The organism is Pseudomonas sp. Marseille-Q5117, assembly GCF_946901175.1.
Classification (GTDB): domain Bacteria; phylum Pseudomonadota; class Gammaproteobacteria; order Pseudomonadales; family Pseudomonadaceae; genus Aquipseudomonas; species Aquipseudomonas iranensis.
Window position 1 is genome coordinate 101,202 of the sequence record NZ_CAMPPP010000014.1, and the last position, 13,650, is coordinate 114,851.

Below are 13,650 nucleotides of genomic sequence, written 5' to 3' on the forward strand. Positions count from 1 at the left end.
GAAACCTCCTAAGACAGCCTTTAGCAGGACTAAACAATGAGTCGTCAATTGCATGCCCAGACCTATGTCTGGCTGCAGGTGTTTGCCTGTGCCGCGCGGCACCTGTCGTTCACCCGTTGTGCCGAAGAACTGCACATCACCCCGGGCGCGGTCAGCCAGCAGATCCGCCAATTGGAAGAGCGCCTGGGCTTTCGCCTGTTTCATCGGCGCGCGCGTGGCGTTGAGTTGAGTGCACAGGGGCAGCGGCTGGCGATTACCGTCAATGAAGCGTACGGCAGCATCGATGCGGAATTGCGCCGGCTGGACGCCGGGATGATCAGCGGGACGTTGCGGTTGCGTTCGATCCCGTCGTTTCTTGGCAAGTGGCTGACCCCACGCCTGCCGCGTCTGCAGCAACGCTTTCCGGATATCCAGTTGCGCCTGGTGGCCGAGGACAGCAGCGTGCCATTGCATGAGGGTGATTTCGATCTGGCCATCGACCTTAACGACGGCAGCTATCCCGGATTGTTATCCACAGCCTTGCTCGACGAGCAGATATTTCCGGTGTGCGCGCCGAGCCTGCTGCGTGGGCGCCCGCCGTTGCACGGGCCGGCGGATCTGGTGCATTTCCCGTTGCTGCACGACATCACCGCCTGGCGTGGCAGTTACGAGTATGCGGAATGGGAGTTCTATTTGAATGCGATCGGCTTCGAGGGCGCCGATGTGCGACGCGGCCACACGTTCAACCGCAATCACCTGACCATCGAAGCGGCGATTGCCGGCATGGGTGTGGCGATTGCCCGGCGCACGTTGCTTAACGATGAGCTGGAGCGCGGCACGTTGATCGTGCCGTTCGGCTTGTCAGTACCCAACCATAAACGCTATGTGCTGCTGTATGCGCCGGGGGCGTTGAGCCATCCGGGCGTGCGTGCTGTGCATGATTGGCTGGTGGAGGAGGCGGGGATTTTTCGCAGTTTGCACCCGCTGAACGAGCAGCAGATGTGAGTAGATTTTTCTGCGGAGCGGGTCGACCCAACTCCCGACATTAACAGCGCCTCGCTCGGTTGTCCGGCTTTTTTTGCGAATGAATATTTTTCTTTTTTCAGGGGTTGAAATGTTCGCCGCTCGGGCCGATTGTTGTAACCAGGAGGTCAGGAAATTCACTTCAAGGCCTCCAGCGAGCTAGCTGAAATAAGGGATGAACTATGCAAATCCAAGTCAACAGCGATAACCATATTCAAAGCAGTAAGCGACTGGAGGAGTGGGTACGTACAACTATTGAGAGCACGCTCGACCGTTATGAAGAAGACCTGACCCGTGTCGAAGTCCACCTGAGCGACGAGAACGGCGAGAAACCAGGTCCCCATGACTTGCGCTGCCAACTGGAAGCGCGGCCAAAAGGCCACCAACCGATTTCCGTGACCCACAAAGCCGATTCGCTGGAACAGGCGATCGACGGTGCCGCCGAGAAACTCGAGCACAAACTGGATCATCTGTTCGGCAAACTGCGAGGTAAACCACGCGCCGCTGTAGTGCCATTTACCGGCAAGGCCAACGACAAGCTGTTGGCGGAAGAATTTGACGAGAATGAACAGGCAGCGATCAACAGTTGATGCGCTGATTTCACAAGTGACTAAGGAGAACGGGCCTGCTGATGCAGGCCCGTTTTTTTGTTTGTGGTGTTGGTGATTGCTCGCAGGGTTTAAGACCGTAGCCCCTCATCGGAACGCCGCCCGCCCAGCCCTCTCCCGAGGGAGAGGGGCCGACCGAGGTGTCTGGCGATATGCATCGACCTGAATCACCGAGTCGATTATGGCTTCAGTCTACCAGGTCGATAATGGGGCTATCCGGCCAAGTGGCTTTGCGAAAGACATCAACTTGAAATATCCGGATTCGGCGAAGCACTTGCAGGTAGGCGGCGAGCTGGAGCATCCCCCAATCTGTCCCCTCTCCCTCTGGGAGAGGGTTAGGGTGAGGGGCTTTTGATCTTCAATGGGTTGCGGTCAGAACGCCACCGACGTCTGCACATAAACCGTCCGCGGCTCCCCCACGTACTTGCCCTTGTTGTTGTCATCGAACGAGCGTGTGAAGTACTGCGTGTTGAAGATGTTCTTCACCCCCACCGCCACATTCAAATCCGACAGTTGCGGTCCGAAGTCATACCCGGCGCGGCTGCTGAACAGCATGTAGCCGGGGATCTTGCCAGTGCTGCCATCGGCGCTTTCCTTCGAAGTGTTGGCGTTGTCGGCGAACTGGTCGCTCTGGAAGCTGCTGTCCAGATTCAGCTTCCATGGCCCTTCGGTATAACCGACGCCAATCGTGCCTTTGTGTTTGGAGGAAAATGGCACGCGATTGCCTTTGTTCGGCCCGTCTTCGCGAATGGTCGCATCGACATAGGCATAACTGGCGTACACATCGAAACCGGCCAGCGCCGGGCTCAAGTCGTCGAGCGCGTAATTGACGCTGGTCTCGATGCCCTGATGGCGGGTTTCGCCGCGAGCGATCACCGAGTCGTTGGTCTGGTTGCTTTCGTACTGGTTGTCGAAGTTGATCAGGAACGCGCCGATTTCCGCGCGCAGGGCACCGTTGTCATAGCGCGTGCCGAGTTCCCAGGTGCGGGCCTTTTCCGGTTTCACTTCGCCGCTGCTCACGCGGTTGGGCATCTGGCTGTATTGCACGCTGCCGAACGAGCCTTCGGTGTTGGCATACAGGTTCCAGCTGTCGGTGAGGTGATAAAGCACGTTCAGCGCCGGCAGCGCGGTGTTGTAGTCGCCCTTGTATTTGACGTAGGTCAGGTTGTTGTTCTGTTGCGACTCGATCATCTCGTAGCGCATACCCGGGGTGATGGTCCATTTGCCGATGTCGATGCGGTCATCGACGAAGAATGCGTTGGCCTCGGTACCACCGCGAGTGTCGCGGTCGTTGCGGCTGCTGGTGGTCGGGTATTCGTTGGCGCTGATCGGCGTGCGATAACGCAGTTCGTGGCCGGCCTCGTTGATGTAGCGATAGCCGACGCCGACTTCGTGGCTGCTCGGACCGAGGTCGAAGCCTTGGGCGAAACGGGTTTCCAGGCCACGTACCCAGTACTCGCGCGGCGACAGCGAAAGGAATGTGCCCTGATCCAGATAACCGCTGCGCAGGGTTTTGGTGAAGAAGGTGTTGGCGGTGAATTCGCGGCGATCTTCCTGATAGCGATAGCCGAAGTTGAACATCGTGCGGCGCCCCCAGAACTGATCTTTCGGCCGCGTCGATTGATACGGATCGGCATCGTAATCGGCGACGTTGAGACCGCCGGGCATGTCGGCCTTGCCTTCGTAATACTGGGCCATGGCGTTGAAGCTGTTGGCCTCGTCGAGCTGATATTTGCCCTTGAGGATCAGGTCGTCGATCTCGGTATCGCTGTGTTCGCGCCAGTCACCGCCACGGGTGCCGGAGTACAGCAGCGCACCACCAAGGCCGTTGGCGTTGGTGCCGCCGGCCAGCAGATTGGCGCTGGTCTTGAAACCGTCGTGGCTCGACGATGGGCTGGTTTCGGTCTGGAAACCACCCTTGACCGTTGGCTCGTCCGGAATCGCCCGGGTCACGAAGTTGACCACGCCGCCGACGTTCTGCGGGCCGTAACGTACCGCACCGCCGCCACGCACCACGTCCACCGCATCCATGTTGCCCATGCTGATCGGCGCGAACGACAACTGCGGCTGACCATACGGCGCGAACGGTACCGGGATGCCGTCCATCAATACTGTCGAGCGCGCGGCCAGGCGTGGATTCAAACCACGAATGCCGAAGTTCAGTGCCATGTCGTGGCTGCCGGTGCCCTGTTCTCCGGCGCATTCACACCGGGGATGCGGTTGAGCACATCGCGGGCCTGGGTCGCGCCCTGGCGTTCGAATTCTTCGCGGCGGATCACATCACGCGCCCCGGGGTGTTCGAAGACATTGATCTGCGCCGCATCGCCGAGCCAGTCGCCGACTACGGTCGAGGTGCCCAGCTCCAGCGCCGCGTCAGCCAGCGGTTGCAGGCTGAAGGCATTGTCGCCTTCGGCGCGGGCTTGCAGGCCGGTGCCTTCGAGCAGGGCATCGAGGCCTTGTTGCGTCGTGTAATTGCCCTCCAGACCACGGCTCTGCACACCGCTGGTGACTTGCGAGCCAAAGGAAATCAGCACGCCGGCTTCACGGCCAAACTGGTTCAGCGCGGTTTCCAGCGACGCCGGGGCGATGTGATAAACCTTGGTCTCGGCGCCCAGCGCAGCGGGCAGGGCGGTGAAACTCAGGCTGGCGCCGAGCAGAAGATTGCGCAGGCTGCGGGCCAGTGGCGTAAGACGGGTGGGCTGCATGTGGATGATCCTGAGAAGGTGGAATCAAGGGGGCTTTCCTTCTCTGTCACGCCAGATCTGAAAAACGGCTCATTTATTTTTTCAGAATCAAAAGATCGCAACCTTCGGCAGCTCCTACAGAAAAAACGCATTCCAAATGTAGGAGCCGCCGAAGGCTGCGATCTATTGATCTTGCTTTCTAAACCCGCGCTTCGACGCTCACCCAATAACGGGTAAAGCGCTTCACTCTGACCGGCAGACTGATCTGCAACAGGTCGAGAATCCGCTCGCTGTCATCCAGTGGATACGTCCCGGAAATCAGCAAATCGGCAACCTGGCTGTCGCACCGCAGCTGCCCGCGCCGGTAGCGGCCAAGCTCCTCGAGGAAGTCGCCGAGGCGCATATGGGCGGCGACCAGCATGCCGTCAGTCCACGCACCGCTGTTGGCGTCCAGGGGTCTGGGTTCGCTGACGGAGCTGGCAGTGAAGCTCAACTGCCGCGCGACCGGCAGCAGCAGGGGCGCGCGCTGGCTGGCGATGAGTTCGACTCGTCCTTCGAACAGGGCGATCTGTGTGCGATCAACAAACTGCCGCACATTGAAGCGCGCACCTTGGCTTTTCAGCACGCCGTGTGCCGTGCGGATCTCGAACGGATTTGCAGCGCTCAACAGCATTTCGCCCTCGAGCAGACGAATCAACCGCTGCGCACCATCAACATCAACCGAGCTGGCGGTATTGAGCTGTAACGAATCGGCACCGCCCAAGCCGATCTTGCGCCGCTGGCCGACCGGCGTGCGGTAATCGGCGAGCAGCGACGGCAACGGCGTGTGCTCGCGCATGCCCCAGGTCGCCGCTGAGCCGGCACCGAGAATCAGCAACATTTTCAGCGCCTGACGGCGGCTGCCGGACTTCGGTCCGTTCAACGCCGCGTGGGCCAACGGCGACGACACGCCGCGCAAGCGCTGGTTGACCCGTTGCATGTGTTCCCACGCCCGGCGGTGTTCGCTGTGTGCATCCAGCCATTGTTGCCAGGCCTGTTGCTGGCGTGGGGTCAGCGTGCCCTGCTGCATTTCCAGCAGCCAGTGCACCGCCTGTTCGGCGACCTGCGCGGAAAATTCCGGCACACGATTCATAAAGCGAAATAGCAGCGCATGGCCGCTTTGTTCAGATGGCGTTTGACCGTGGCCACCGAGATTCCCAGTTCTGCGGCGATCTGTGGATAAGTCAGACCATCGACCTGAGCGAGCAGGAAAGCGCGTTTGATCTGGCGCGGCAAGCCGTCGAGCAGCTCATCGAGTTCGATCAACGTCTGCAGGATGATCGCTTTGTGCTCTTCCGACGGCGCGACCATCTCAGGCATCTGCGCCAGTGTCTCGAGGTAGGCGCGTTCCACATCCTGGCGCCGGTAATGATTGAACAGCACGCGCTTTGCCAAAGTGGTGAGAAAGGCGCGCGGTTCGATGATCACCGCTGGCTCGCGAGCGGTCAGCACCTTGATGAACGTGTCCTGAGCCAGATCCGCCGCGCTGTCGGGGCAGCCGAGCTTGCGCCGCAACCAGCCGGTGAGCCAGCTGTGATGAGCATGGTAGAGCGATTCGACGGGATGGGCGGGCGGCAACGAAATGACTCCGGACGCAAAACTTGCGTAGAGAACGTGCATTAGAGAACAAGAACGGTTCGCATTGTAGAGGCTGGCGACAGTGTCCGGCAATCAGATGCTTTTGCGTATGAGAATATTTATCATTAATATTGCTCGCCTGTAGATTCGGCTTGTCGGCCGAACGTTTTTCGTTTCAGGGTCGAAACATGAAAGGCAAACTCGCCACCCTTCCCATGTCCTATCGTCTGGCCGTCACTTCGCGAGTGCTGGCGGCGATTTTCGGCGGCTATCTGGTGGCGGCGCTGGCCAGTGTCACCCTGACGTTGTGGCTGCCGCTGAACCGCGCCGAAGCGGTGGTCACTGGCATGACCGTGTCCTTTCTGGTCTATCTGGTCGCGGTGCTCTGGTGTTTTGCCTGCCGCAGCGCGTGGTCGGCGTGGGTCGGCCTGTTGGTGCCGAGCGTGATTCTCGCCACCGTTTCCGGTGCCGCGCGCGGTCTGGGGCTGGCATGAAAGAGGGCTTCCGGCAGGCGATGGCATGGCTGCACACCTGGGCCGGGCTGGTGTTCGGCTGGTTGCTGTTCGCGATTTTTCTCACGGGAACGCTTGCTTACTTCAAAGACGAAATCAGCCACTGGATGCAGCCGGAAATTGCGGCGCATTCGCTTGATAGCGAAGCGAGCCTGGCGCTGGCGCAAGATTATCTGCAGCAACACGCCGCCGGTGCCTCGCGCTGGCTGATCGATTTGCCCGATGCCCGCGACCCCGGTCTGACGGTGCGCTGGCAACAGGCGCCGGGCAACCCCGGCGAGCGCGGCCGCTTCGAATCCAGAACCCTCGACGCTCAGACCGGGGCCGAGGTACAGGGCCGCGAAAGCATGGGCGGCGAGTTCTTTTACCGCTTTCACTTCCAGTTGCAGATGCCTTACCCGTGGGGCCGCTGGCTGGCGACCATCGCCGCAATGGTGATGTTCGTTGCACTGATCAGCGGCATCATCACCCACAAGAAAATCTTCAAGGACTTCTTCACCTTCCGCCCGCGCAAGGGCCAGCGTTCCTGGCTCGACGGGCATAACGCCGTGGGTGTGCTGGTGCTGCCGTTTCACTTGATGATCACTTACAGCAGCCTGGTGATTTTCATGTCGATGGTCATGCCGGCGAGCATCGTTGCCTCTTACGGCAGCGACGTGCGCAAGTTCTACGACGAAGTCTTTCCCGCCTCGAAGACGCCCGAGCGCGCCGATGTCGCCGCACCGCTGACCGCCATGGCGCCGCTACTGGCCAAGGCCAGCGAGCAGTGGTCGGGCGGCCACACCGCGCGCCTGTCGGTGAGCAATCCGGGCGATGCCAGCGCCACGGTGGTGCTGTCCCGCGCGGGCGATCGGGTGGTGCATGATTTCGGCCGGGCGGTGACGTTCAACGGCGTCACCGGACAGCTTCTGAGCAGCCCCCCCGATCAACCCATGGCGATGGCGGTGGGTGGCGCGTTTTACGGTTTGCACATGGGCCATTTCGCCGGGCCGCTGTTGCGCTGGCTGTATTTCATCTGCGGACTGGCTGGCACGGCAATGATCGGCACCGGGCTGGTGATCTGGCTCGGCAAGCGGCAGCTCAAGCACGCTAAAAGTGCGGCGCTGCCTCTCGAATTGCGCTTGGTCGAGGTGCTGAATATCGCCAGCATGGCCGGGCTGGTGTCAGCGGTGGCGGTGTTCTTTTTGGCCAATCGACTGCTGCCGGTGAGTCTGGCGGGGCGGGCCGACTGGGAAGTGAATGCGTTCTTCATAGCCTGGGGCTTGAGCGTGGTGCACGCGGTTTTCCGTCCGGGGCGCAAGGCCTGGATCGAACAGCTGACGCTCGGCGCTGCGCTGTTTATCGCGGTGCCGCTGATCAATGCGCTGACCACACCGTGGAATCTTGGCGCGACCCTGATGCAGCGCGACTGGGCACTGGCCGGATTTGATCTGACGTGTCTGGCGACGGGGCTTTTTCTCGGCTGGGCTGCGCGCAAGATGCAGCGTACGGGCGACTCCGTCAGCGTTCGCAAAGCAAGTCCTTCGCCTCGCTCGATCACAGTCGAACAGGGGGCCAACTGATGCTGCTGGTCCTGTTGCTCACCTATGCCGGCTTCACCGCGTTGTGCCTGTCGATGCCACGTCATCACGCCGAATTGCTCGGCGCCAAACCGTCGACGCGCCGCCGTCAGGGTCTGGCGCTGGCGGGATGGCTGTTGCTGGCGCTTTCGCTGTGGGCAGCGGTCGCGGCCAGTGGCTGGAGTTTCGGTCTGGTCGACTGGTTCGCGGTGCTGATGCTCAGCGCTTTGGCATTGGTGCTGTTGCTGCCGTATCGCCCGCGTCTGGCCATGGCCCTGGCCGGCTTGAGCCTGTTGGCCAGCCCGGTTGCCGCCTGGGCGCAGTGCTGAAGTGCTGATCGGTCTGCCACCGGAATCGCGTGACGATGAAGCACGTGGCGCGCGTGCGCATTTTCTCCAGGTGTTTCTGTCCCAGCGTGCGCAAATGGAGGCGCTGGTGAACCGGCGCGTCGGTTGTCGGGCGACGGCGGCAGATCTGGTCCAGGACCTTTTTTTGCGCTTCTGGCGGAGGCCGCTGGTCCAGGTCGAAGAGCTCAGCACCTATCTGCTGCGCTGCGCCGGCAACATCGCCATCGATCATTTGCGCAGTGAAGGCACGCGCACGCGCGTCAACGAAGGCTGGCAGCCAGACGAACCCGACAGCCATGGCAGCGAACCCCAGGCCGCACTCGAAGCCGGCAATGATCTGCGCCACGTCGAAGCAGCATTGCGCGCCTTGCCCGAACGCACGCGGCAGATCTTTCTGCTCAATCGCATTCACGGGCGCAAGTACGCCGACATCGCCAAGGCCATGGGCCTGTCCCAAAGTGCCGTGGAAAAACATATGATGCGCGCCCTCGAGGCCTGCAAGGCCAGCCTGCGCGATCCCGCGCCACGTCTGCCAGGGAAAGCACCGTGAAGCCATCCGATCCGATCACACCGACGCCGACCCAGGAACAGGCCGCGCTGGCCTGGCTGAGCCTGTTGCATGACCGCCCGAGCACTGGCGATCAACTCACCTTCAGCCAATGGCTGCGCGCCGATCCGGCCCATGCCGAAGCGTATGCGCAGGCGCAGGTGATCTGGGAACTCAGCGAAAGCCCCGCGCGCACGCTGGCCGATGAAGATGCGCTCGCGCTGCAAGGTTATCTGCGGGCGATGGATGCCCCGCGTCGTTCGCCGATGTTGCGTTGGTCAGGCGCGCTGGCGCTGGCCGCGTGTCTGCTGTTGATGGTCAGTCTCGGCACGGGGTGGCAGGCGCAGCGTTGGCTCGACGATCTGCGCGCCGATCACGTCTCGGCGCCTGGGGAAATTCGCACGGTGACACTGGCCGATCAGTCGCGAGTGACGCTGGATGCCGATAGCGCGATTGCCGTGGATTTCAGCCACGGTCAGCGCCGCGTGCAGTTGATTCGCGGCGCTGCTTTCTTCAGCGTCACTCACACTGGCGATCCGTTTGTGGTGGCGGCGGAGCAGGGCGAGGCGCGGGTGCTCGGCACCCAGTTCGAAGTGCGCCGGCAACCTCATGGCGCGCAAGTGACGGTATTGTCCGGACGTGTCGCGGTGACGGCGGATGAGCATGGCCAACAACAGATTCTCACGGCCGGCCAGCAAGTTGCCTACGCCGACGGCACTGCGGAAAAACTGCATGCCGTGGACAGTGAAGCGCAACTGGCCTGGCGTCAGGGTTGGCTGACCTACTACAAGACCACGCTGGCCGATGTCGTCGAGGATCTGCGCCGCTATTACCCGGGGCGGATTGTGCTGCTCAACGATGAGCTGGCGGCGCGCAAGGTCAGCGGCAGCTTTCCGAGCAAGGACCCGCAGGCGGTGCTCAATTCGTTGCAGGGGGTGTTGGGGTTTGACCAGCATCGGGTGTTGGGGCAGCTGATTATTTTGCGCTGAGGCTGCCGGCCTCTTCGCGAGCAGGGAACGCATTCCAAAGGTGGGAGCGAGCCTGCCCGCGAAGGCGTCAGCCCAGGCAACAAATTCCCCGAAAAATATTTTCAAATTAAAGGTGAGGTAACCCCCAGTGCCATCCGTGTAGTGACTGAAACTGCGAGCCATTCGCATCCGTTGCGGTTCTACACAGGTCATTGAGCAATGAAGTCCAGGGCAAAATCCGGTTCGGTCAAACAGTGGTTGGGCATGTCGGCGCTGAGTTTTTCCGCGTTGGCATTGCTGCCGATGAGTATCGCGCTGGCGGCAGAAGCGGTGAGCAATCAGGCGCAACAGCAATTCAATTTTGCCCTCGCCGCCAAACCACTGCCGCAAGCCCTGAGCGACTTCAGCCGTGTGACCGGGCAAAGCGTGGTCTACACCGACGAAGCGCCGTACGGCCTCAATGCTCCGGCAGTCAACGGCCAGATGAGCGCCGAACAGGCCCTGCAACGCCTGCTCGGCAACTCCGGCCTGAGCTTTCGCCGCACCGACAGTCACACGTTGGCGCTGGAGCCGATGCCGACCGCAGGCGCGCTCAACCTCGGCGCAACTACCATCACGTCCACGCGCGACGAATCGATGAGTTATCAGCCGCCGGAATCCAGCTCTGTGATGCGCTCATCGGCGTCGCTGCAAGAAATTCCGCAGACGGTCAATGTCATCCCGGCGCAGGTCATTCGCGATCAGGCGCCGCGCAATCTCGACGACGCGCTGGCCAATGTCAGCGGCATCACCCAGGGCAACACCTTGGGCAGTACCCAGGACTCGGTGATGACTCGCGGCTTCGGCGACAACCGCAACGGCTCGATCATGCGCGACGGCATGCCGCTGGTGCAGGGCCGTGGCATGAACGCGACTGTAGATCGCGTCGAAGTGCTCAAGGGCCCGGCCTCGTTGCTCTATGGGATTCAGGATCCGGGTGGCGTGGTCAACCTGGTCAGCAAGAAGCCGGAACTGACCCAGTACAACGCCGTGACCGTACGCGGTTCGACCTACGGTGACGGCAAGAATGGCAGCGGTGGCGCCTTCGACAGCACCGGCGCGCTGGGCGATTCCGGCTTCGCCTATCGCATGGTTGTCGATCATGAAGACGAAGATTACTGGCGCAACTTCGGCACCCATCGCGAGACGCTGATCGCACCGTCGCTGGCCTGGTACGGCGAGCGCACCAAGCTGCTGTTCGCCTACGAGCACCGCGAGTTTCTCACACCGTTCGACCGTGGCACCTTGATCGATCCGCGCACCAATCATCCGCTGGATATCTCGCGCAAGCAGCGTCTCGATGAGCCGTTCAACGACATGGAAGGGCGCTCGGACCTCTACCATTTCGAAGCCGACCATGAACTCAACGACGACTGGAAAGCCCACTTCGGCTACAGCTGGAACCGCGAAACCTACGACGCCAGCCAGGTGCGCGTGACGTCGATCGACACCAACAAAGGCACACTGACGCGGAGCATGGACGGCACGCAAAACGCAATCAGCACTGACCGTTTCACCACCGCCAGCCTCGAAGGCAAGGTGAATGTACTGGGCATGCAGCATGATCTGGTGTTCGGCGTCGACGACGAATATCGCAAGATCTACCGCGAGGATCTGATCCGGCAGAAAAGCCTGACCACGTTCAGCTATCTCAACCCGGTGTATGGTCGCGAAGTGATGGGCACTACGGTGAGTGCGCCCGACAGCGCGCAGACTGACAAACTGCGCAGCGACTCGCTGTTCCTGCAGGATTCGATTCACCTCAACGAGCAATGGATTCTGGTCGCCGGCGGACGTTTTCAAGAGTACGACCAGTACGCCGGCAAAGGCGTGCCGTTCAAGGCCAATACCGACAGCAATGGGCAGAAGTGGGTGCCGCGCGCAGGGCTGGTGTATCGCTACACCGACGCCTTGTCGTTCTACGGCAGCTACACCGAATCGTTCAAACCCAACTCGACCATCGCCCCCCTGAGCGGCAGCAGTACCGTGCTCGACGGCAGCATCGCGCCAGAGGAAGCCAAGTCGTGGGAGCTGGGTGCGCGGCTGGATATGCCCGGCAGCATCACCGGCAATATCGCGTTGTTCGACATCAAGAAACGCAACGTGCTGGTGGCCAACTCCGAAGGCCCGACAACGATTTACAGTGCGGCAGGCGAGGTGCGTTCACGCGGGCTTGAAGTTGACCTGGGCGGGCAGCTCAGCGAGCGCTGGAACCTCATCGGCAGCTATGCCTACACCGATGCCGAAGTCACCGAAGACCCGGAATACAAAGGCAAGCGCCTGCAAAACGTAGCGAAGAATTCCGGCTCGCTGTCGGCGGTGTATGACTTCGGCAATGTGTTTGGCGGCGATCAGTTGCGTGTCGGTGCCGGTGCCCGGTACGTCGGCGAGCGTGCCGGCAACGCGGTGAATGATTTTGACCTGCCGAGCTACACCGTGGCGGATGCGTTTGCCACTTACGACACCACGGTTGAGGGGCAGAAGGTCAAGTTTCAGTTGAACGTGAAGAACCTGTTTGATCGCACCTATTACACCTCGTCGGCGAGCCGCTTCTTTGTGTCGATGGGGGATTCGCGGCAGGTTTCGCTTTCCAGCACTCTGGAGTTTTGAGGCAAGATCAAGAGCCCCTCACCCTAGCCCTCTCCCGGAGGGAGAGGGGACTGACCGTGGGATATTCGAGAGCTACACCGACCTGAAAGTAATGCTTGGAATCCATAATCGATGCGATTTTTCAGGTCGATGTACACCGCAAGACACCTCGGTCGGCCACCTCTCCCTCCGGGAGAGGGCTGGGGTGAGGGGAAAAGGGCTCAACGCAAAAATGCCTGCCGATACTCGCCGGGCGTCCCGCCCAAAACCTGCCTGAACCGATTGGTAAAATGGCTCGCACTGGCAAACCCGCATGCCAGCGCGATCTCGCCCAGCGGCAGCGCCGTGCCGCGCAACAATTCCCGCGCCCGGCTCAAGCGCCGCGCGAGTACATATTGATGCGGCGGTAGGCCGAAACTGATGCGGAACATGCGCGCGAAGTGGTATTCCGACAACGCACATAATCCCGCCAGTTGCCCGAGGCTGATCGGCTCGACCAACTGATTGTCGATGAACTCCACCAACTGCCGCCGCTGATGCGGCGCCAGTCCGCCCTTCAAGCGCAAGCCCTGACGCGCACCTACCTGGCTGAGCAGCGTGTGGCTGATCAGTTCATGGGCGAGGCTGCTGGTCAGCAAGCGCTCGGCCGGCTCTTGCCAGTTCAGATTCAGCAATTGCCGGAAGCGTTGCGCCTGCTGCGGATCTTCGAGAAAAGTCTGCTCGCGCAACTGCATCTCGCGCGGTTCGCGATCGAGCAAAGTCACGCAACCGAGGGCGAATTGTTCGGCGCTGAAATACAGGTGCGCCAAGCGGATGTCGCCATTGATCACCCAGCCCGATTCGTGATCGGCCGGCAGGATGCACAACTTGTCCGGCCCGCCTTTGCGGCCCGGCTGGCCACGACGGAATGTGCCGGTGCCGCCGGCGACGTAGCACGACAGCGTGTGATGACTTGGCGCTTCGTATTCCTGGGCATCGTGGTGGTTGGTCCACAAGGCCGCAGACATGCCGTCACCGAGCTCGGCGCTGTGCACAAGGCGTGCATTCGGCGAGCGGTTGAGGGCTTGAAAGACTTGCAGGGTATCGATAGCGGCCATGTTCGGTTCTCTCCAACGCCTTGCATCCTACTCCGTAGACGCCGCCCTGCCAGCCTGCCGCCAGACAAAAGCGCAAGATTG

The 13,650-nt window shown here is 61.2% G+C and carries 11 protein-coding genes and 1 pseudogene; 8 read left to right on the plus strand and 4 right to left on the minus strand.

Features of this window, described 5'->3' with window-relative positions; translation table 11 throughout:
• Positions 1-36 precede the first annotated feature (36 nt).
• Together OC605_RS20680 and OC605_RS20685 are read left to right on the plus strand one after the other, a co-directional pair.
• Positions 37-984 carry a LysR substrate-binding domain-containing protein gene (locus OC605_RS20680; protein ID WP_016771630.1) on the plus strand — a complete coding sequence of 316 codons (948 nt, stop codon included), beginning with the start codon at positions 37-39 and terminating at the stop codon, positions 982-984.
• A 200-nt stretch (positions 985-1,184) separates the two neighbouring features.
• Entirely contained in the window at positions 1,185-1,592 is a 408-nt protein-coding gene (locus tag OC605_RS20685) for an HPF/RaiA family ribosome-associated protein (protein WP_016771629.1), read from the plus strand.
• Positions 1,593-1,982: 390 nt separating this feature from the next.
• Here the strand turns inward: OC605_RS20685 and fecA are convergent.
• The 3 genes and pseudogenes from fecA to OC605_RS20700 all read right to left on the minus strand — a co-directional run bounded on the left by fecA (position 1,983) and on the right by OC605_RS20700 (position 5,953).
• Positions 1,983-4,315, minus strand: a pseudogene (gene fecA, locus OC605_RS20690) (TonB-dependent Fe(3+) dicitrate receptor FecA).
• 178 nt (positions 4,316-4,493) lie between these two features.
• Entirely contained in the window at positions 4,494-5,426 is a 933-nt protein-coding gene (locus OC605_RS20695) for a DUF4880 domain-containing protein (RefSeq protein WP_262139165.1), read from the minus strand.
• Positions 5,423-5,953, minus strand: coding sequence for a sigma-70 family RNA polymerase sigma factor (locus OC605_RS20700; RefSeq protein ID WP_262139167.1), 531 nt, complete (start codon positions 5,951-5,953; stop codon positions 5,423-5,425). Before OC605_RS20700 ends, OC605_RS20695 begins: the two co-directional genes overlap by 4 nt.
• A gap of 146 nt (positions 5,954-6,099) precedes the next feature.
• Between OC605_RS20700 and OC605_RS20705 the strand changes: the two genes are divergently transcribed.
• The 6 genes from OC605_RS20705 (at position 6,100) to OC605_RS20730 (ending at position 12,493) form a co-directional block, all read left to right on the plus strand.
• Positions 6,100-6,405, plus strand: coding sequence for a DUF3649 domain-containing protein (locus tag OC605_RS20705; RefSeq protein ID WP_041479671.1), 306 nt, complete (start codon positions 6,100-6,102; stop codon positions 6,403-6,405).
• Positions 6,402-7,985 (plus strand): PepSY-associated TM helix domain-containing protein, encoded by a 1,584-nt coding sequence (locus OC605_RS20710; protein WP_186568136.1) that lies wholly within the window; start codon positions 6,402-6,404, stop codon positions 7,983-7,985. Before OC605_RS20705 ends, OC605_RS20710 begins: the two co-directional genes overlap by 4 nt.
• Positions 7,985-8,311 carry a DUF3325 domain-containing protein gene (locus tag OC605_RS20715; protein WP_071174433.1) on the plus strand — a complete coding sequence of 109 codons (327 nt, stop codon included), beginning with the start codon at positions 7,985-7,987 and terminating at the stop codon, positions 8,309-8,311. Before OC605_RS20710 ends, OC605_RS20715 begins: the two co-directional genes overlap by 1 nt.
• Before the next feature lies 1 nt (position 8,312).
• Positions 8,313-8,879, plus strand: a complete 567-nt coding sequence (locus tag OC605_RS20720) for an RNA polymerase sigma factor (RefSeq protein WP_071174434.1) — start codon at positions 8,313-8,315, stop codon at positions 8,877-8,879.
• Positions 8,876-9,865: a FecR family protein gene (locus tag OC605_RS20725; RefSeq protein ID WP_262139172.1), complete on the plus strand. Its 990-nt coding sequence runs from the start codon at positions 8,876-8,878 to the stop codon at positions 9,863-9,865. Before OC605_RS20720 ends, OC605_RS20725 begins: the two co-directional genes overlap by 4 nt.
• A 198-nt stretch (positions 9,866-10,063) precedes the next feature.
• Positions 10,064-12,493: a TonB-dependent siderophore receptor gene (locus OC605_RS20730; protein ID WP_262139174.1), complete on the plus strand. Its 2,430-nt coding sequence runs from the start codon at positions 10,064-10,066 to the stop codon at positions 12,491-12,493.
• 200 nt (positions 12,494-12,693) lie between these two features.
• Here OC605_RS20730 and OC605_RS20735 read toward each other — a convergent pair whose 3' ends face one another.
• Complete coding sequence (locus OC605_RS20735) at positions 12,694-13,569, minus strand: helix-turn-helix domain-containing protein (protein WP_186568144.1); 876 nt, start codon at positions 13,567-13,569, stop codon at positions 12,694-12,696.
• Positions 13,570-13,650: the final 81 nt, after the last annotated feature.

Bases quoted from the DNA above. Each gene is read 5' to 3' on its own strand.
- OC605_RS20680 (WP_016771630.1), top strand. From the start codon at position 37: ATGAGTCGTCAATTGCATGCCCAGACCTATGTCTGGCTGCAGGTGTTT.
- OC605_RS20685 (WP_016771629.1), top strand. From the start codon at position 1,185: ATGCAAATCCAAGTCAACAGCGATAACCATATTCAAAGCAGTAAGCGA.
- OC605_RS20695 (WP_262139165.1), bottom strand. From the start codon at position 5,426: ATGAATCGTGTGCCGGAATTTTCCGCGCAGGTCGCCGAACAGGCGGTG.
- OC605_RS20700 (WP_262139167.1), bottom strand. From the start codon at position 5,953: ATGCACGTTCTCTACGCAAGTTTTGCGTCCGGAGTCATTTCGTTGCCG.
- OC605_RS20705 (WP_041479671.1), top strand. From the start codon at position 6,100: ATGAAAGGCAAACTCGCCACCCTTCCCATGTCCTATCGTCTGGCCGTC.
- OC605_RS20710 (WP_186568136.1), top strand. From the start codon at position 6,402: ATGAAAGAGGGCTTCCGGCAGGCGATGGCATGGCTGCACACCTGGGCC.
- OC605_RS20715 (WP_071174433.1), top strand. From the start codon at position 7,985: ATGCTGCTGGTCCTGTTGCTCACCTATGCCGGCTTCACCGCGTTGTGC.
- OC605_RS20730 (WP_262139174.1), top strand. From the start codon at position 10,064: ATGAAGTCCAGGGCAAAATCCGGTTCGGTCAAACAGTGGTTGGGCATG.
- OC605_RS20735 (WP_186568144.1), bottom strand. From the start codon at position 13,569: ATGGCCGCTATCGATACCCTGCAAGTCTTTCAAGCCCTCAACCGCTCG.